The organism is Microbacterium sp. STRO-2N (assembly GCF_057747775.1).
On the sequence record NZ_CM173223.1, the window covers coordinates 1,904,616 to 1,923,291 of the forward strand.

Annotated in this window: 16 protein-coding genes; 5 read left to right on the forward strand and 11 right to left on the reverse strand. The window is 71.6% G+C overall.

The features are described 5' to 3' along the window. Positions 1 to 18 precede the first annotated feature (18 nt). The 6 genes from AC3ANN_RS08875 to lepA form a co-directional block, all read right to left on the reverse strand. Positions 19 to 756 (reverse strand): 16S rRNA (uracil(1498)-N(3))-methyltransferase, encoded by a 738-nt coding sequence (locus tag AC3ANN_RS08875; RefSeq protein ID WP_488340609.1) that lies wholly within the window; start codon positions 754 to 756, stop codon positions 19 to 21. 3 nt (positions 757 to 759) lie between these two features. Beyond that, on the reverse strand, positions 760 to 1,869 hold the full coding sequence (gene dnaJ, locus AC3ANN_RS08880; RefSeq protein ID WP_488340610.1) for a molecular chaperone DnaJ: 1,110 nt from the start codon (positions 1,867 to 1,869) through the stop codon (positions 760 to 762). A gap of 51 nt (positions 1,870 to 1,920) precedes the next feature. Next, positions 1,921 to 2,961 carry a heat-inducible transcriptional repressor HrcA gene (gene hrcA, locus AC3ANN_RS08885; RefSeq protein ID WP_488340611.1) on the reverse strand — a complete coding sequence of 347 codons (1,041 nt, stop codon included), beginning with the start codon at positions 2,959 to 2,961 and terminating at the stop codon, positions 1,921 to 1,923. Positions 2,962 to 3,059: 98 nt separating this feature from the next. Next, the gene (gene hemW, locus AC3ANN_RS08890) at positions 3,060 to 4,280 is read right to left on the reverse strand and encodes a radical SAM family heme chaperone HemW (RefSeq protein WP_488340612.1); all 1,221 of its coding nucleotides are present in this window, start codon (positions 4,278 to 4,280) and stop codon (positions 3,060 to 3,062) included. A 7-nt stretch (positions 4,281 to 4,287) separates the two neighbouring features. Beyond that, entirely contained in the window at positions 4,288 to 4,938 is a 651-nt protein-coding gene (locus tag AC3ANN_RS08895; protein WP_488340613.1) for a DUF1990 domain-containing protein, read from the reverse strand. Between the two features lie 10 nt (positions 4,939 to 4,948). Further along, positions 4,949 to 6,799 (reverse strand): translation elongation factor 4, encoded by a 1,851-nt coding sequence (gene lepA, locus AC3ANN_RS08900; RefSeq protein ID WP_488340614.1) that lies wholly within the window; start codon positions 6,797 to 6,799, stop codon positions 4,949 to 4,951. 65 nt (positions 6,800 to 6,864) lie between these two features. Between lepA and AC3ANN_RS08905 the strand changes: the two genes are divergently transcribed. After that, on the forward strand, positions 6,865 to 7,584 hold the full coding sequence (locus AC3ANN_RS08905; protein ID WP_488340615.1) for an alpha/beta fold hydrolase: 720 nt from the start codon (positions 6,865 to 6,867) through the stop codon (positions 7,582 to 7,584). A 115-nt stretch (positions 7,585 to 7,699) separates the two neighbouring features. After that, positions 7,700 to 7,960 carry a 30S ribosomal protein S20 gene (gene rpsT / locus AC3ANN_RS08910; RefSeq protein ID WP_488340616.1) on the forward strand — a complete coding sequence of 87 codons (261 nt, stop codon included), beginning with the start codon at positions 7,700 to 7,702 and terminating at the stop codon, positions 7,958 to 7,960. A gap of 63 nt (positions 7,961 to 8,023) precedes the next feature. Here the strand turns inward: rpsT and holA are convergent, their stop codons facing one another. From holA to pabB, 5 genes are all read right to left on the reverse strand, one after another. Then, the gene (gene holA, locus AC3ANN_RS08915) at positions 8,024 to 9,061 is read right to left on the reverse strand and encodes a DNA polymerase III subunit delta (protein ID WP_488340617.1); all 1,038 of its coding nucleotides are present in this window, start codon (positions 9,059 to 9,061) and stop codon (positions 8,024 to 8,026) included. A 27-nt stretch (positions 9,062 to 9,088) separates the two neighbouring features. Further along, positions 9,089 to 11,485, reverse strand: coding sequence for a ComEC/Rec2 family competence protein (locus AC3ANN_RS08920; RefSeq protein ID WP_488340618.1), 2,397 nt, complete (start codon positions 11,483 to 11,485; stop codon positions 9,089 to 9,091). Continuing rightward, complete coding sequence (locus tag AC3ANN_RS08925) at positions 11,485 to 12,099, reverse strand: ComEA family DNA-binding protein (protein ID WP_488340619.1); 615 nt, start codon at positions 12,097 to 12,099, stop codon at positions 11,485 to 11,487. Before AC3ANN_RS08925 ends, AC3ANN_RS08920 begins: the two co-directional genes overlap by 1 nt. Positions 12,100 to 12,197: 98 nt before the next feature. Continuing rightward, the gene (gene leuS / locus AC3ANN_RS08930; protein WP_488340620.1) at positions 12,198 to 14,768 is read right to left on the reverse strand and encodes a leucine--tRNA ligase; all 2,571 of its coding nucleotides are present in this window, start codon (positions 14,766 to 14,768) and stop codon (positions 12,198 to 12,200) included. A gap of 82 nt (positions 14,769 to 14,850) precedes the next feature. Then, on the reverse strand, positions 14,851 to 16,152 hold the full coding sequence (gene pabB / locus AC3ANN_RS08935; protein WP_488340621.1) for an aminodeoxychorismate synthase component I: 1,302 nt from the start codon (positions 16,150 to 16,152) through the stop codon (positions 14,851 to 14,853). A gap of 41 nt (positions 16,153 to 16,193) precedes the next feature. Here pabB and AC3ANN_RS08940 point away from each other — a divergent pair, with 41 nt between their 5' ends. From AC3ANN_RS08940 to AC3ANN_RS08950, 3 genes are read left to right on the forward strand one after another with little or no spacing between them, the layout of a single operon-like run. Continuing rightward, a complete protein-coding gene (locus tag AC3ANN_RS08940; protein WP_488340622.1) occupies positions 16,194 to 16,871 on the forward strand; it encodes a DedA family protein in 678 nt (225 codons plus the stop codon). A 5-nt stretch (positions 16,872 to 16,876) separates the two neighbouring features. After that, positions 16,877 to 17,917: an App1 family protein phosphatidate phosphatase gene (locus AC3ANN_RS08945; protein WP_488340623.1), complete on the forward strand. Its 1,041-nt coding sequence runs from the start codon at positions 16,877 to 16,879 to the stop codon at positions 17,915 to 17,917. Between the two features lie 38 nt (positions 17,918 to 17,955). After that, a complete protein-coding gene (locus AC3ANN_RS08950; protein WP_488340624.1) occupies positions 17,956 to 18,669 on the forward strand; it encodes an SOS response-associated peptidase in 714 nt (237 codons plus the stop codon). The last annotated feature ends 7 nt before the right edge of the window (positions 18,670 to 18,676 follow it).

Consider the following 18,676-nt stretch of genomic DNA (forward strand, 5'->3'; position numbering starts at 1 on the left):
CCGGTCGCAGTGGGTCGGTCACCAGCGGCCGAGGGCGGTGCTCACGACCGCGAGGGCGGCGGGTCCCGCGGTCGACGTGCGCAGCACCGTGTCACCGAGCCGCACGAGCCGGGCTCCGGCGTCCCGGAGCGCCGAGAGCTCCTCGGGAGCGATGCCACCCTCGGGACCGATCACGAGCACCACGTCGCGATCGTCCGCAGGATCGAGGCGCACGCTGCTCAGCCGCTCGTGCGCCGTGGGCTCCAGGACGAGCACGCGGGACGCCGCGGCGCGTCGGGTGAGCTCTTTCGTCGGGATGAGCACGTCGACCTCCGGCAGCCAGGCGCGGTGCGCCTGCTTCCCCGCCTCGCGTACGATCGCCGCCCACCGCGCGCGTCCCTTCGCGGCCTTGGCCGCGTCCCAGCGCGAGACACTCCGGGCCGCCTGCCACGGCACGATCTCGTCGACGCCGAGCTCGGTCGCCGCCTGCACCGCCAGTTCATCGCGGTCGCCCTTGGCCAGCGCCTGCACGAGCACGATGCGCGGACGCGGCGCCGGGGCATCCGTCCGCTCGTCGATGCGCACGAGAACCTCCCGCGGGGCGACCGACTCGACCGTCCCTGCGAGCCATGCGCCCCGGCCGTCGCCCACCGTGACGTCCTCGCCGACGCGCACCCGGCGGACCGTGGCGGCGTGGTGCGCCTCTGCGCCGGTGAGCGTCACCGCGTCGCCCGGCCGAGCGACCACGGGCGCGTCGAGCAGGAAGTGAAGCGGCATCCGTCAGCCGTTCCGGAAGCGGTCGCGCAGCTTCGCGAACAGCCCCTGGTGGAACTCGGCGAGCCGCGGCGCCGGCGCCTTGGTGCGCTTGGCGAACTCCTCGATGAGAGCGCGTTCCTTGCCGTCGAGCCTCGTCGGGGTGACGACGTGGACGCCGACCCGCAGGTCGCCGCGCTGCGTGCCGCGCAGCGGCGTGATACCGCGCCCCTTGATCGTCAGCACGTCGCCCGCCTGCACCCCCGGGCGCACTTCGAGGTCGACCGGCCCGTCCAGAGACTGGATCGTCGTCGTCGTGCCGAGGATCGCATCGGGCATCGACACCTCGAGCGTCGCGAGCAGGTCGTCGCCGTCGCGGCTGAACACCTCGTGCGGCGAGACGGTCACCTCGATGTACAGGTCGCCGTTGGGACCGCCGGCGGGCCCGACCTCGCCCGAGCCCGGCAGCTGCAGGCGCAGGCCTGTCTCGACGCCGGCGGGGATGTCGAGCGACACCGTGCGCCGTGCGCGCACCCGGCCCTGGCCCTGGCACGTCGCGCACGGGTACGGGATGGTGGTGCCGTAGCCCTGGCAGACGTTGCACGGCTGGCTCGTGACGACATTGCCGAGAAGGCTGCGCACCTGTCGCTGCACGTGGCCCGTGCCGTGGCAGATGTCGCACGTGACCGGGGTCGTGCCCGGCTGGCAGCACGAGCCCTGGCAGGTCTCGCAGAGCACCGCGGTGTCGACCTCGATGTCGCGGTGCACGCCGAACACGACGTCGGCGAGCTCGAGCGTGACGCGCACGAGCGCGTCCTGTCCGCGCTCGCGACGCGAGCGCGGACGCCCGCTGCGGCCGCCGGCCGCGCCGAAGAACGTCTCGAAGATGTCGTTGAAGCCGCCGAACCCGCCGGCCCCGCCGAACGGCGAGTCACCGCCGCCCATGTCGTAGCGCGCGCGCTGGTCGGGATCGCTCAGCACGTCGTACGCGTGGGTGACGAGCTTGAACCGCTCGGATGCCTCTTCGCCGGGATTGACGTCGGGGTGGAGCTCCCGCGCCAGGCGCCGGTACGCCTTCTTGATCTCGTCGGGGGTGGCGTCTCGTGAGACGCCGAGAACCTCGTAGTGGTCAGCCACTTTCGCCTTCCTGCCGCGGTCGTGCCGCGGGATCGTGTGTGCGCGAGCGCGTCAGCGGGTGCTCTCGTCCTGCTCGAGCATCTGCGTGAGATAGCGCGCGACGGCTCGCACCGCCGCGAGATTGGTCGGGTAGTCCATGCGCGTGGGTCCCATGACGCCCACGCGAGCGCGCGATCCGGTCGCGTCGTAGTCGCTCGCGACGACGGATGCCTCGGCCAGGCCGAACGGCTCGTTCTCACGTCCGATGCTCGCCGCGAGGCCGTGCTCGTCGGCGACCATCTCGCCCATCAGCCGGAGGATCGTCACCTGCTCCTCGATCGCCTCCAGCAGCGGGTAGATGCTGCCGCGGAAGTCCGCCTCGCGACGGGCGAGCGTCGCGCTCCCCGCCATGACGAGCCGGTCCTGGCGGAACTCCTCGAGCTCCTCCGCCACCGCTCGGACGATCTCGTCCGTCGCGCGCACGTGCGCAGGCGCCGGGGCCACCGCGGACGCCAGGCGATCCTCGATCCGCTGCAGCCCGTCGCGGACGGGCCTGCCGACCAGCATCGTGCCGAGCTCGGCGCGCATGCGCGCGAGGTCGGGTTCGTCGAACTCATCGCCGACGAGCGTCAGGCGCTGCGAGACGCGACCGGTGTCGGTCACGACGATGACGAGCATGCGGCCGCCGCCGAGCTGGACGAGCTCGACGTGAGTGACGTTCGCGCGTGCGAACGACGGATACTGGACGATCGCGACCTGCCCGGTGAGCTGCGTCAGCGCACGGACGGTGCGCGCGAGCACGTCGTCGAGGTCGCCCGACCCGTCGAGGAAGGACGCGATGGCCGAGCGCTGCGCCGGACTGAGCGGGCGGAGCTCGGCGAGGTGGTCGACGAACACCCGGTAGCCCTTGTCGGTGGGGACACGGCCCGACGACGTGTGCGGAGCGGCGATGAGGTCCTCGTCCTCCAGCAGCGCCATGTCGTTGCGGATCGTCGCCGCCGACACGCCGAAGGCATGCCGCTCGACGATCGCCTTGCTGCCGACGGGCTCGCGCGTGTCGACGTAGTCCTGGACGATCGCCCGCAGCACCTGGAGTCCGCGTTCGCTGACCATCCCGCCTCCTCACGCTGCTTCCGGCACCAGAGCGTCTGGCACTCGCATGACTTGAGTGCCAATTCTACCGGATCGGTCCCTGATCAGGCGGGAGCGCGTCACGGGGTGAGCGCTCGCACCACCGCGTCCGCCAGCAGCCGTCCGCGGCGCGTCAGCACGATGCGGCCGCCGCGCACGGCCGCGGGGCCGTCGACGAGACCGTCCGCGATGAGCCCGGCCACGGCCTGCCGCCCGGCGGCGGTGAGCTCCGCGATCGGGAGACCGTCACGGATGCGGGTTCGCAGCAGCACGCTCTCGAGCGCCCGGGCCGCGGCATCCGGCGTCTCCCTTGCCGCGGCGGGCGACTCCCCTGCCGCCAGCCGCTGGGCGTAGGCCGCGGGATGCTTCACGTTCCAGAACCGCACGCCGGCGATGTGGCTGTGGGCGCCCGGGCCGAAGCCCCACCAGTCCGTCCCCCTCCAGTACGCGAGGTTGTGCCGCGAGCGGTGGTCATCGCGGCGCGCCCAGTTCGACACCTCATACCAGCCGAATCCCGCCCGCGCGAGGAGGTCGTCGGCCAGCTCGTACATGTCGGCCTGCAGGTCGTCGTCGGGCGCGGCGACCTCGCCGCGCCGGATCTGCCGCGCCAGCTTCGTGCCGTCCTCGATGATGAGCGCGTACGCCGAGATGTGGTCCGGCTCGAGCGCGGTCGCGGCGTCGAGCGAGACACGCCAGTCCTCGAGCGACTCCCCCGGCGCGCCGTAGATGAGGTCGACGCTGACGTCGAGCCCCGCCCTGCGCGCCGCGCGCACGGCCGTCTCGACGTTCGCGGGTTCGTGGGTGCGGTCCAGCGCCGCGAGCACGTGGGGCACGGCGGACTGCATGCCGACCGACAGCCGCGTCACGCCGGCCGCCGCGAGATCGCCCACGACGGCGTCGGTCACCGTGTCGGGATTCGCCTCGACGGTGATCTCGGCGCCGTCGACGAGGCCGAACGCCTCGCGGACGCCCGCCAGCATGCGGGCAAGATCGCCCGGCGGCAGCAGGGTCGGCGTGCCCCCGCCGAAGAACACGGTCGACGCCGGGCGGATCCCACCGGCGCGTGCCAGCACGCCCTCCGCCAGTCGCACCTCGCGCAGCAGCGTGTCGGCGTACTCGTCCTGGCGCGCGCCGCGCAGCTCGGACGACGTGTACGTGTTGAAGTCGCAGTACCCGCAGCGCACGCGGCAGAACGGGACGTGGAGGTACACCCCGAAGTCGGTCGCGGCATCCACGCGCGCGTCGCCGGGGAGGGAGCCGTCCGTGGGAGCGGGCTGGCCCAGCGGCAGCGCAGAGCCCATCAGGCCCTCACGCGGGAGTCGTGTACAGCGGCGAGATCGCGCGCAGGTACCGGGTGAACAGCTCGCGACGGCGGCGGCGCGTGAGCGCGGGCAGCATGCGGTACAGCACGGCCCGTGGCGCGTCGAACGCCCGCACCGTGAACCACACCTCGTCGTTGTCGAGCCAGTCGAGCATGAACGACTCCTCGCCGCTGACGACCGAATCGCTCACCGTGCCGAGCGCGAATCCGATGCGACGCGGCTCCTCGACGGCGAAGATCACGCGCAGCTCGGCATCCGCCCGCATGCCCTTCACACGCCCGCCGACGCGGATCGTCGTGCCCGCGCCGACGTACGGAGTGCCGTCGGCGTCGAAGCGCTGCTCGGACTCCGAACGGCTCGGCGCGATCGGGTTGCCTTCGGCGTCGAAGCTCACGCCCGAGTACATCGGTCCCGCCGCGGGACGCACGTCCTTGACCATGAGCCCGGCACCGCGCTGGGCCGTCCACGACAGCAGGGCGTCGCCGGCGGCGCGGAAGCGCGTCTCGCCGCTGCCGATCCGCCACGACTGCTCCGCCGGGATGCTGCGCTCCGGCGGATACTGCATGAGGTCCGGCGCCTGTGTCGCCCCGACCGCGGCGTAGTCGACGGTGTCGTCCCGGAAACTTCCTCGACGCATGAGCACCAGCCTACTTCGAGGCCTTCCCCTCGACGTCTCCCGACAGCGCGGCGATGAACGCCTCCTGGGGGACCTCCACGCGACCGACCATCTTCATGCGCTTCTTGCCCTCCTTCTGCTTCTCGAGCAGCTTGCGCTTACGCGTGATGTCGCCGCCGTAACACTTGGCGAGCACGTCCTTGCGCATCGCGCGGATGTTCTCGCGGGCGATGATGCGGGCCCCGATCGCGGCCTGGATCGGCACCTCGAACTGCTGGCGAGGGATGAGCTTGCGCAGCCGCTCGGTCATCATCGTGCCGTACGCGTACGCCTTCTCGCGGTGCACGATCGAGCTGAAGGCGTCGACCTTGTCGCCCTGCAGCAGGATGTCGACCTTCACGAGGTCGGCCTCCTGGCTGCCTGCGGGTTCGTAGTCGAGGCTGGCGTAGCCCTGCGTGCGGCTCTTGAGCTGGTCGAAGAAGTCGAACACGATCTCGCCGAGCGGCATGTTGTAGCGCAGCTCGACGCGCTCCTCGCTGAAGTACTCCATCCCCAGCAGCTGTCCGCGCCGCGACTGGCAGAGCTCCATCACGGTGCCGACGTAGTCCTTCGGGGTGAGGATCGCGGCCTTCACCATGGGCTCGCTCACCGACGCCACGCGGCCGTCGGGGTACTCGCTCGGGTTGGTCACGGTGACGGTGTCGCCGGTGTCGGTGGTGACCTCGTAGATCACCGACGGCGCGGTCGTGATGAGGTCGAGGTCGAACTCGCGCGAGAGGCGCTCGGTGATGATCTCGAGGTGCAGCAGGCCCAGGAACCCGCAGCGGAAGCCGAAGCCGAGCGCGACCGAGGTCTCGGGCTCGTACTGCAGTGAGGCGTCCGAGAGCTTGAGCTTGTCGAGCGCCTCGCGCAGGTCGCCGTAGTCGCTGCCGTCGATCGGGTAGATGCCCGAGAAGACCATCGGCTTGGGGTCGGTGTAGCCGGCGAGGGCGGTCGCGGCGGGCTTGCGCGCGTTCGTGACCGTGTCGCCGACCTTGGATTGGCGGACGTCCTTCACGCCGGTGATGAGGTAGCCCACCTCGCCGACGCCGAGTCCCTTCGTCGGGATCGGCTCGGGGCTCGACACGCCGATCTCGAGGAGCTCGTGCGTCGCCTTCGTCGACATCATCTGGATGCGCTCGCGCGGCTCCAGCTTGCCGTCGACCATGCGGACGTAGGTGACCACGCCGCGGTACGAGTCGTACACCGAGTCGAAGATCATCGCCCGCGCCGGGGCATCCGCGTCGCCCTGCGGCGCCGGGATCTCTCCCACGATGCGGTCCAGCAGCTCCTCGACGCCTTGGCCCGTCTTGCCCGACACGCGCAGCACGTCGTCGGGCGACCCGCCGATGAGGCCCGCGAGCTCGGCCGCGAACTTCTCGGGATCGGCCGCAGGAAGGTCGATCTTGTTGAGGACCGGGATGATGTGCAGGTCGTTCTCGAGGGCGAGGTAGAGGTTCGCGAGCGTCTGCGCCTCGATCCCCTGCGCGGCGTCGACGAGCAGGATCGCACCCTCGCACGCCGCGAGGGAACGCGACACCTCGTAGGTGAAGTCCACGTGACCCGGCGTGTCGATCATGTTCAGCGCGAACGTCCCGTCGGCGGTAGCCCACGGCATCCGCACCGCCTGCGACTTGATGGTGATGCCGCGCTCGCGCTCGATGTCCATGCGGTCGAGGTACTGCGCGCGCATGTCGCGGTCCGAGACCACGCCGGTGATCTGCAGCATGCGGTCGGCCAGCGTGGACTTGCCGTGGTCGATGTGGGCGATGATGCAGAAGTTGCGGATCAGCTCAGGAGGGGTCGCGGACGGCTCGAGAGACTTCAGGGCGCGCGGTGACATGTCCAGACGATTGTACGGGTGCCCGATCCGCCGAGCCTCCGCGAAGCGACCACTATTCTGGGCGCATGCCGGTCCAGGTCGTCCTCGTCCACGGCATCCGGACATCCGCCACGATGTGGCGCTCGCAGGTCGCCTACCTGCGGGAGCGCGGGAATCCGGTCGTCGCCGTCGACCTGCCGGGCCACGGCTCGCGCATGGCCGAGGAGTACTCGCTCGACGGGGCCTTCGCGACCATCGACGAGGCGGTGACGGATGCTGCGACCCGCGGTCCGGTGCTGCTGGTGGGGCATTCGATGGGCGGGCTCGTCTCCATCGAGTACGTGGGGCGGGAGGACCGCCCCCCGGTGGCCGGCTTCATCGCCGCCTCGTGCACCGCGATCCCGCGGGGCGTGGGGCTCGCGACGTACCGGCTGCTCGCGCGCGGGTTCGACGCGCTCCCCGACCGCGGACTGTGGCTCACGCGACAGATGCTGTACCGCACGCTGCCGCCCGAGACCGTCGAGGACTTCGGCGCCGGCGGCTACGCGTTCGACACCCAGGACCTCGCGCTGCGCAGTCTCTCCGTTCTCGACCTCCTCACTGCTCTCCACCGGATCGACGTGCCGCTGTGGTTCGTCAACGGGCAGTACGACCAGCTCCGGGTGAACGAGAAGCTGTTCATGCGGGTGGCGCAGCACGCCGAGCTGATCGTCATCCCGCGCACCAGTCACCTCGTGAGCGCGATGCGTCCGCGCGTCTTCAACGCCCTCCTGAACCTCGCGATCACGACGCTCGACCAGACCTGATAGAATCCTTGTTTGGCTTGCGTGTGGGTTCGTCCCTCACGACCGCCGCGAGGCGCCCTCTCTCGCCGACCGGCACATCAATCCGATTCCCTTCGAACGAAAGAAACGTCGACACGTGGCGAATATCAAGTCGCAGATCAAGCGCAACAAGACCAACGAGAAGGCGCGCGAGCGCAACAAGGCCGTCAAGAGCGAGCTGAAGACGCTCGTGCGCAGCACGCGCGCGGCCGTCGCGGCGGGCGACAAGACCGCCGCCGAGAAGGCGCTCGGCAAGGCCACCAAGAAGCTCGACAAGGCCGTCAGCAAGGGCGTCATCCACAAGAACCAGGCGGCGAACCGCAAGTCGGCGATCGCCAAGCAGGTCGCGTCGCTCTGAGCTCCGCACACTCCGACCGTATGGTCCGGGCCCGTCCCGCGAGGGGCGGGCCTTCTGCTTCGGTCAGGAGCCGTAGGGCGCCCGGGTCGCGATCACCGTGATCATGCGCTCGAGGGCGAACACCGCATCGCGGGAACCGCCCTTGACCTCGGCATCGGCGCGGGCTGTCGCCTGGATCGCACGGCCGAGCGTCTCTTCGTTCCAGCCCACGAGGTCGCGCCGCGCACGGTCGACCTGCCAGTCCTTCATTCCCAGCCGAGCGGCGAGGGCCGCGGCGGGCTCGCGGTTGCCCGCGACACGCGCCATCGTGCGCAGCTTCATCGCGAACGCGGCGACGAGCGGCACCGGATCCGCGCCCGACGCGAGCGCGTGCCGCAAGGCGATCAGCGCCTCGCCGTATCGCCCCGCGATCGCCGTATCGGCGACGGCGAACGCGGACGTCTCGACGCGGCCGCCGTAGTAGCGCTGGACGATCTCGTCCGTGACATCGCCGGGAACGTCCGCGATGAGCTGCTGACATGCCGCTGCGAGCTCGGTCAGGTCGTCGGCGAACGCCGACACCAGGGCTCGCAGGGCGGCCGGCGCGATGCGCTTGCTCGCCGCCTGGAACTCGCCGGCGGCGAAGTCGTGGCGATCGGAGTCGCGCTTGACCGCCGGGCAGGCGATCTCGACGCCCGACCCCTCGCCGGCGCGGATCGCGTCGAGCAGCTTCTTGCCGCGCACGCTCGCCCCGGTGTGCCGCAGCACCACGGTCGCGCCGTCCTGGGGCGCGGCCAGGTACGAGATCGCCTCGGCGAGGAAGGTGTCGGAGCACTTCTCGACACCGCTCACGCGGACCAGGCGCGGCTCACCGAACAGCGAGGGCGACGTGACCGCGAGGAGCGTGCCGGCGGTGTAGTCGTCGGCGCGGATGTCGCTCACCTCGAGCGACGGGTCCTCGGCGCGCAGGTAGTCGCGCACTCCGGCGATCGCACGTTCGGCGCACACCTCTTCGGGTCCCGAGACGAGCACGATCGGCGCGGGCTGCGGGGCTCGCCACGAGAGCTGCGGAATGGCGCTGCGCGCCGTCTTCGCGGGAGTGCGGCGCGCGGATGATGCCATTCCCCCAGCCTACCGACGACCTCCGACTCATCCCCCGCGCTCGCGCCAGACGCTGAGCCCCGCGGCGGACTCCCACACCGCGACGAGGCCATGGCGGTCGGTCCGGGCGATGCGCGCGCCGACGTCGCGGAGCACGGCGAGGATCGTGTCGCGCGGGTGGCCGTAGTCGTTCCCTGCCCCCACCGTGATGAGTGCGACCGACGGCTGCACCGCCGCGTAGAGCGCGGCATCCTGATCCGCGCTGCCGTGATGCGCAACCTTCACGATGGCGTACGGCGGTGCGAGATCACCGGATGACTCGAGGGCGCGCTGCGGCGAGGCCGACAGGTCGCCGAGCAGCAGGGTCGGCGGGATCCCGCCGCCACGGATGTCGAGCACGACGCTCGCGTCGTTGCCGGGCGGGAACGCGCGACTCTCGGCGATGGGCCACAGCACGCGCCATCGCGCGTCGCCCAGTGCACCGTTCATGCCTGCCGCCGCCTGGACGCTGCGCGCCCCCGCCGCCACGAGTGCCTCGATCGCCTGCTGTCCGTCCTCGTCCGGCGGCCCGTGGATCACCGTCCCCACGCGGCCGGCGACCGCGCTGAGCCCTCCGGAATGGTCGAGATCGAAGTGCGTCACCACGAGCAGATCGACCCGGTCGATCCCGGCACGCGCGAGGCACGTGCTGAGCGCGGCCGGATCGGGCCCCGTGTCGACGAGTCCGACGACGCCCGCAGACCGAAGCAGCACGGCGTCACCCTGACCGATGTCACACGCGAGAACGCTCCAGGCGGCGGGCAGCGTCCACCGTCCGGCAACGGTGCCGAGCGCACCGCCGCCGGCCACGACGCCGAGCACCACCGCCACCAGCGCGGCCGAGGCGCCCCGAAGCAGCCGGCGCCGCTTCCCGGCGCCTCGGCGCACCGCGATCACCACCGCGACCGCCGCCCCGACGACACCCAGGCTGATGGCGCCCGGCCAACCCTCGAGCCATGGCACCGCGTCGGCGGGCAGCGCCGCGACTGTGGTCGCCGTGGCGGCGATCCAGGATGCCGGCACCCACGCCAGCGCCGCCAGCCCCGACTGCAGGAGGGGCAACGGCGCGGCCAGGCACGCCGCGAGACCCGCGACCGTCGCGACCGGTGCCGCAGGGCCGGCCAGCAGATTCGCGGCGACGCCGTACAGCGGCACGTGCGGATCGATGAGAACCATCAGCGGCCCGCACGCGAGCTGCGCGGCGAGCGGGATCGACAGCGCCAGAGCGAGAACGCGGGGCAGCGCTCGGCCGAGCCCCTCCGCCAGGGGTCGCGCGAGCAGGAGCAGCGACGCGGTGGCGACGACCGACAGAGCGAAGCCGAGCGAGGCCGCGAGCCACGGATCGAGCACCAGCAGCACCGTGACGGCGAGCGTCAGCACGGCCAGACCGGCTCCGGCGCGGCCGAGCATGACCGCGAGCATCGCGATCGAAGCCATCGCTGCGGCACGCACGACGCTCGGCTCCGGAGTCACGAGGAGCACGAACCCGCCGAGCGCTGCCAGCCCGACGGTGACCCGCGCTCGACGCGATCCGCCGAGCGCCGCCGTCGCACCGAAGGCGATGCCGACCACGAGCGCGCAGTTCGCCCCCGACACCGCCGTCAGGTGCGACAGCGACGACTGCTTCATCGCTGCGTCGAGGTCGGCCGAGACGGCGCTGGTGTCGCCGACCGCCAGACCGGGCACGAGCCCTGCGCCCTCGCCTGGCAGGCCGGCGACAGCGGCCACGAGCCCTCGCCGGAGGTCGGCGGTGACGGCGAGGGCCTGCGTCGGGGAACCGGTCACCTCGACGCCGCGCGATGCCCACACGACGATCGCGGCGCGTTCGCCCGGACGCGCGTCGGCGGCAGTGCCTCGCGCGACCACCTCGGCGCCGACGTCGAGCATTCCCGCGCCGTCGACGTCGGCCGGGTCGACCCGCACGACGACGTCGACGCCCACCTCGCGCGACCGAGGACCCGCGGCGATCCGAGTGGCGCGCGCGTCGAACGCGAGCGAGCCGTCGGCGCGACGCTCGAGCTTGCCGATCACTGTGGCCCGCACGTCGACGGCGCGGCCCCCTTCGACGGCGAAGTCCGCCGCGGCCGTCCGCGCTGGTTGAGCCATCGCGACGTGGGATGCCGCCGCCGCGGCGCCGGCCAGTGCGAGCGCGACCACGACGAGCACCGCACCGGCGCGCGGCCGGAGCCGTGGCGACACGGGGTGCAGCTCTCCCCGTCGCGCGAGGGACGGCGGGACGCGCCGTCCTGCGGCGTGCGCGACGGCCGCCGCAGCGGCCAGGACGCCCGCCCACAGGCACAGAGCCATCGCGGGTGCCGCGGCCGGCACGAGGATCGCGAGGGCGCTCATGGCCCACGCGGCGCCCGCCACCGGCACCAGCCGCAGGCTCGCGGATCGCCTCACCATCAGACCGTGACGAGGTCGCGCAGCGACTCGAGCATCTTGTCGCCGATACCCGGCACGGCGAGGAGGTCCTCGACGGTGGTGAAGCCGCCGTTGTCGTCGCGCCATGCAATGATGCGCTCCGCCATGGCCGGTCCGATCCGCGGCAACGTCTCGAGCAGCGCGGCATCGGCGGTATTGAGGTCGACGAGACCGCCGCCGTGCGGCGAGCCGGGCGCGGGCGATCCGGATGACGGCGGGGCCGCCTCGCCGGCGCGCGGCACGTGCAGCTGCTCGCCGTCCTCGACCGTGCGCGCCAGGTTCACCGCGGCGGGATCCGCATCGTCGGCGAAACCGCCGGCGGCCGCGATCGCGTCGACCACGCGCGCGCCGGCGGGCAGCACGTACAGCCCCGGCACCGCTACGGCCCCGGCCACGTGGACGTAGAGCTCGACCGCGTCCGGCGTCGGCGTCGCAGCCGGGGCATCGACCACCACCTCGTCGACCGGCGCGACCGCGCCGCGGAGGATCCCGATCGCCACCGTCACAGCCAGCGCGGCGATGACCAGCACGACGACGGCGCCGACGCCGAGTCGACGGCGCACGGAGGGATCGCCCGCCTCCCCTGTCACCGTCACGCGGCAACGCTAGACGCGGGAACGCGACTCGAGCGCCTGTCGCCGGAGGAATGTGGACGGCCGCCCCGCAGCGGAAGCTGGGGAGGAGCCGCGCCGGCTCAGTGCGTGCTGAAGCTCACGACCTTCGGGGGCCGCACCACGGCACGCGTGATCTCGCGACCTGCCAGCGAGCGGCCAACCCGCTCGTCCGCGCGCGCGAGCGCCTCCAGCTGCGCGGCGTCGATCCGCGCCGGCACCTCGAGGGTCGCCCGGACCTTGCCGTCGATCTGCACGACGGCGGTGACGCTCTCCTCCACCAGAAGAGTCGGGTCGGCACTGCGCCACGGCACGAGGCCGACGAATCCGTCGTAGCCGAGGATCTCCCACATCTCCTCGGCGGTGTGCGGGGCGAAGAGGTCGAGGACCATCGCGGTGACCTCGGCGGCCTCGCGCACGGCGGGGTCGCCCGGGCCTGCACCGGTGTCGATCACCTTGCGCGTCGCGTTGACGAGCTCCATGAGCCGGGCCACGACGACGTTGAACTTCGTCTGCTCGACCAGACCCGGGGCATCCGCGAGCAGCCGATGGGTCACCCGGCGCAATGCCGCGTCGCCATCGGCCCAGACGACGTCCGGTTCGCTCGTGACGTCCTTCGCCACCCTCCACGCGCGGGCGAGGAACTTCTGCGCGCCGGTCGTCGAGACGTCCTCCCAGTTGATGTCGTCCTCGACGGGGCCCGCGAAGATCATGGCGACGCGCGACGCGTCGGCGCCGGGGTCGACCATGCTCGAGGCGAACTCGACGAGGTTGCCCTTCGACTTCGACATCTTCGAGCCGCCCAGCAGCACCATGCCCTGGTTGATGAGGCTCGAGAACGGCTCGGTGAAGTCGATCAGCCCGACGTCGAACAGCACCTTCGTGATGAAGCGTGCGTACAGCAGGTGAAGGATCGCGTGCTCGACACCGCCGATGTAGGAGTCCACCGGCGCCCAGCGATCCGCCTCCCGCGACGGGAACGCCTGGGTCGGGTCATTCGGCGAGAGGAAGCGCAGGAAGTACCACGAGCTGTCGACGAACGTGTCCATCGTGTCGGGATCGCGCAGCGCCGGCTCCCCCGTCTCGGGGTCGGTGGTCTGCATCCACTCCTTCGCGCCGCCCAGCGGAGAAGTGCCCTTCGGCGCGAGGTCCAGGCCCCTCGCGTCTGGCAGGCGCAGCGGGAGCTGGTCTTCCGGCACGGGAACGATGCGCCCGTCCTGCGTGTGGATCATCGGGATCGGAGTGCCCCAGAAGCGCTGGCGCGAGATCAGCCAGTCGCGCAGCCGGTACGACTTCGCGGCGCGGCCGGTGCCCGCCGCCTCCAGCTCCTCGATGATGCGCGCGATCGCGTTGCGCTTGGACAGCCCGTCGAGCGTGCCCGAGTTGATCATGCGCCCGTCGCCGGTGAGCGCGATCCCGGTGGATGCGGGGTCGATGTCGGCCAGCGTCTCGAGGGGGCCGGGATCGATCGGCACGCCGTCGTCGTCGACCTCGATCACGGGGATGGCGCCGGTGATGGGCGCGGTCGTGTCGACGACGGTCCTGATCGGAAGGTCGAAGGCGCGCGCGAAGTCGAGGTCGCGCTGGTCGTGCGCGGGCACTGCCATGACCGCGCCGTGGCCGTAGTCGGCCAGCACGTAGTCCGCCGCCCAGATCGGCAGGCGCTCGCCGTTGACCGGGTTGATCGCGTACCGGTCGAGGAAGACGCCGGTCTTGGGCCGGTCCGTGCTCTGCCGCTCGATGTCGGTCTCGCGCTGCACGCGCTCGAGGTAGTCCTGGAAGCGCATCCGGACGTCCGGTGACGACCCGGCGGCGAGCTCTGCGGCGAGGTCGCTGTCGGGCGCCACGACCATGAAGGTCGCCCCGTGAAGCGTGTCGGGCCGCGTCGAGAACACCGTCACCTTCTCGTCGCGCCCCTCGATCTCGAAGTCGATGTCGGCGCCGACCGAGCGGCCGATCCAGTTCCGCTGCATGCGGATGACCTTCTGCGGCCAGAAGCCCTCGAGCTGGTTCAGGTCGTCGAGCAGCCGGTCGGCGTACTCGGTGATCTTGAAGTACCACTGCGTGAGCTTCTTCTTCACGACCTCCGCGCCGCAGCGCTCGCAGTGACCGTCGACGACCTGCTCGTTCGCGAGGACGGTCTGGTCGTTGGGGCACCAGTTGACCGGGCTCTCCTTGCGGTACGCCAGGCCGCGCTCGTAGAGGAGCTGGAACAGCCACTGGTTCCAGCGGTAGTACTCGGGGTCGCTCGTGTGCAGGATCCGCGACCAGTCGTAGGACGACCCGTACTGGCGGAAGCTCTTCTTGTGGAGCTCGATGTTCGCGTAGGTCCACTCGCGCGGGTCGGCGCCGCGCTGGATGGCCGCGTTCTCGGCGGGCAGCCCGAAGGAGTCCCACCCGATCGGGTTCAGGACGTTGTAGCCGCGGTGGCGCCAGAACCGCGCGACGACGTCGACGTACGCGTAGTTCTCGGCGTGGCCCATGTGCAGATCGCCCGACGGGTACGGGAACATCCCGAGCACGTACTTGCGCGGCCGGGTGTCGTCGTCGCCCCCGGCACGGAACGGGTCGGCCTCGGCCCAGCGCGCCTGCCACTTCTCCTGGATCGCGTAGGCGTCGTAGCCCTCGGCGGGCGCGGTGGTGTCGGAGGACATGGTCTGACTCACGTGGGAAGAACCAATCATGGGATGCCGGGAGGCGCGCGAAGCGCAACCTCCAGGTTAGCGGACCGGGGCGTCACCAACCCGGCGGCAGCGCGGCGCCGAGGGCGGCCAGCGGTCCGCGCGCCTTGACGCCCACTTCGGCGACCTCGGCGGCGGCATCCGATCGCCAGGTGATGCCTCCGCCGGCGCCGACGTACGCGCCGTCGGGGTTCGTGACGATCGAGCGGATCACCATCGCGAGGTCGAGTGCGCCATCGTCGCCGACCCAGCCGAAGCAGCCCGAGAACACGCCTCGCGGGGCGCGTTCGAGCGTGTGGAGGATCGTCATGGCCGACAGCTTCGGAGCGCCCGTCATCGACCCGGCGGGGAACGCCGCTCCGAGCAGGTCGTCGAGGGGCGTGCCGGGCAGCAGGTCGCCCGAGACGGTGCTCACGAGCTGGTGCACCGCGGGGTACGACTCGACCTCGAGCAGCGCATCCACTCCGACCGAGCCGGGAACGCACACGCGCGACAGATCGTTGCGCATCAGGTCGACGATCATGACGTTCTCGGCGCGCTCCTTCTCGCTGGAGCGCAGCTCGGCGGCCAGCGCGGCATCCGTCGCCGCATCGACGCCGCGCGGCCGCGTCCCCTTGATCGGCCTGGTGCACACGACCTGATCGGCGACCTCGAGGAACCGCTCGGGGCTCGCGCTGATCAACGCGGCCGCGCCCGACCGGACGAAACCGCCGTGATGGGCGGGGGTGGCGTTCCGCAGCCGGTGATACGCCTCGAGGGGCTCGACGGCCCCGTCGACCTCGAAGCGCGTCGTGAGGCACAGCTGGTATGCGTCGCCCTCGCGGATCGCGTCCCGGCACCGCTCGATGAGCGCCGCGTACGCCTCCGGCGAGTGGCGCGCCCGCGCGCGTCGTGCGGCCGGTGCCGCAGGGGGGACGGATGCCGCAGCATCCGCCGCCGACACCTCGGCCGCGAGGCGCTCGGCGTCGCCGCCCGGCGCCAGCGCCCAGACCCGCTGCCTCGCGTGGTCGAACGCGACGAGCCGGCCCACGCGCAGCCACAGCTCGCGCGGAACGTCGTCGGTGTCGCGCTCGGACGGCGCTCCCGCCCGCGCGGCGGCGTCGTCGTAGCCGATCCATCCGACCCAGCCGCCCCGGAAGCGGCCCCCCTCATCGTCCACCGCGGCGCCGGCGCACACCGTCGCGCGCACGCGCGCCGGATCGTCGGGCACTCCCGCGCCGACCCAGCTCCAGCCGTCGTTCGCGCGGGGCCCCGCATCCAGCCAGAACGAATGGTCCTCGTCCGCGAACGACGACGCGAAGACGGATGCCGGATCCGTCCACCGCGGGATCTCCACGGCGATGAACGGCTCCGACATGTTCTCAGGCTAGACGGCGCACCGCCCTCTAGGCTCGTGGCGTGAACGAGTTCCTGACGTGGCTGCTCGACGCCGTCCAGAGCGTCGACCCGGTCATCAGGACCCTTCTCGCCGGGCTCGCCATCCTGCTCGAGACGAGCGTGCTCGTCGGGCTCGTCGTCCCGGGCGACACCGTGGTGATCGTCGCGGGCACCGCCGTCTCGTCGCCGTTGGAGGGCGTGCTGCTCGGCGTCGTCGTGGTGATCGGCGCCCTCGTGGGCGAGAGCATCGGGTTCTGGCTCGGCCACCTCATCGGCCCGCGCATCCAGCACTCACGGCTCGGACGCCGCATCGGCGAGGAGAACTGGCAGCGCTCGGAGCGGTATCTGCGGCGCCGCGGGGGCCCTGCGATCTTCATCTCCCGCTTCCTCCCCGTGCTGCACTCGCTGGTGCCGCTCACGGTGGGCATGAGCGGCTACCCGTACCGCCGCTTCCTGGCGTGGACGATCCCGGCGTGCATCGTGTGGTCGACGCTGTACATCACCGTGGCGGCCGTCGCCGCGGGCACCTACCGCGAGCTCGCCGACCAGCTGCACTACGCCGGCTACGTCTTCGTGGGCGTGATCGTGCTCTTCCTCGTCCTCGTGTTCGTCGGCAAGAAGATCATCGAGCGCGTGGAGCGCAAGCACCTCGACCACGAGCGCCCCGGCGAGGCTCCGGTGGTCGACGTGGAAGACTGAGAAGGATGCCCGAAACACCCCTCCCCTCCGCGCGCGCCAAGGTCCTCTGGCTCGCACGTCTGGAGTACCGGTTCCACTCCTGGCGCGAACGCCGCGCCCGTCGGCGCGGTCAGAAGCCGACGGTGACGCCGTTCCCCGGGTACGCGGGGCCGGACTGGGTACGCGTGCTCGGACGCGTCATGATCGTGCCGCCGGTCAAGCGCACAGAGACGGGCGAATACGCCAGTGTGCGCGGCTGGCGCAGCTTCGTCGCGGTGCCGATCGGGTACGCGCAGGTGACGGTGACGATCGCCGGCATCGAGCACGAGGTGGTCGCGGACCGCGGTGGTGTCATCGACACGCGCCTGCCGGCTCGGCTGGAGCCCGGCTGGCAGACCTTCACGATGTCGGTCGAGGGCGGGGAACCCATCGAGACACGAGCGTTCGTGGTCGGCCCCGACGTCGAGTTCGGCATCGTGTCCGACGTCGACGACACCGTGATGGTGACCTCGCTCCCGCGTCCGCTGCTGGCGGCGTGGAACTCCTTCGTGGTCGACGAGCACGCGCGCCAGCCGGTGCCCGGCATGGCGGTGCTGCTGGAGCGCGTGGTGCGGGATCACCCCGGCGCACCGCTGATCTACCTGTCGACAGGGGCGTGGAACATCGCGCCGACCCTCATGCGATTCCTGCGACGGCACGTGTTCCCGCCGGGAGCGCTGCTCCTCACCGACTGGGGACCCACGCACGACCGCTGGTTCCGCAGCGGCAAGACGCACAAGCTGTCGAACCTCCGCCGGCTCGCGCAGGAGTTCCCGCACGTGCGGTGGCTGCTCATCGGCGACGACGGCCAGCACGATGACGAGATCTACACCAGGTTCACCGACGAGCATCCGCAGAACGTCGTGGCCGTCGCGATCCGGCGCCTGTCCCCCACCGAGGCGGTGCTCGCCGGCGGCCGGACGGCGGTCAACGACCATGCCGCCGCTGCCGTGCCGTGGGTGAGCGACATCGACGGCGCCGGCCTGCTCGAGCGGCTCGAGGACGTGGGGGTCCTGTCGGCCGGCTGATCGCAGCCGACGTCGGCGCCCACGCGTAGGCTGGCCGCATGTGCGGACGATTCGTCGTGGCCAGTGCCGGATCCGACCTCGTGGGCGTGCTCCGCGTCGACGTCGAGGGCGACGACCTGCCCGAGCCCTCGTACAACGTCGCGCCGACCGATCGAGCGGCGATCGTGATCGACTCTGCCAAGACGGAGCCTCCCACGCGGCGCCTCGAGGCGGCACGATGGGGTCTGATCCCGGGGTGGGCCAAGGATCCCAAGATCGGTGCGCGCGCCTTCAACGCGCGCGCCGAGGAGCTCGAGGACAAGCCGATGTTCCGCACGGCGCTCGAGAAGCGGCGGGCCGTGGTGCCGACATCCGGGTACTACGAATGGAAGACGGAGGGCGGCGTCAAGGTTCCGCACTACATCCACCCGGCCGACGGCGAGCCGCTGTTCCTCGCGGGCCTCTACGAGTGGTGGCGTGACAAGACCAAGGGCGACGACGATCCCGAGCGGTGGCTGCTGAGCTTCACGATCCTCACGCGCGACGCGATCGGCAACCTCGGCTCGATCCACGACCGTATGCCGCTCTTCCTCGACGCGGATCACGCCGATGCGTGGCTCGACCCCACGACCGACAACGTCAGGGACGTCCTCGACGCCGCGATCGACGCGGCGCCGGCGCTCGCCGACACGCTCGAGAACCATGTCGTGTCGAAGGCGGTCGGCAATGTGCGCAACAACTCCCCCGAGCTCATCGAGCCTGCCGAGGACTGATCGTCGC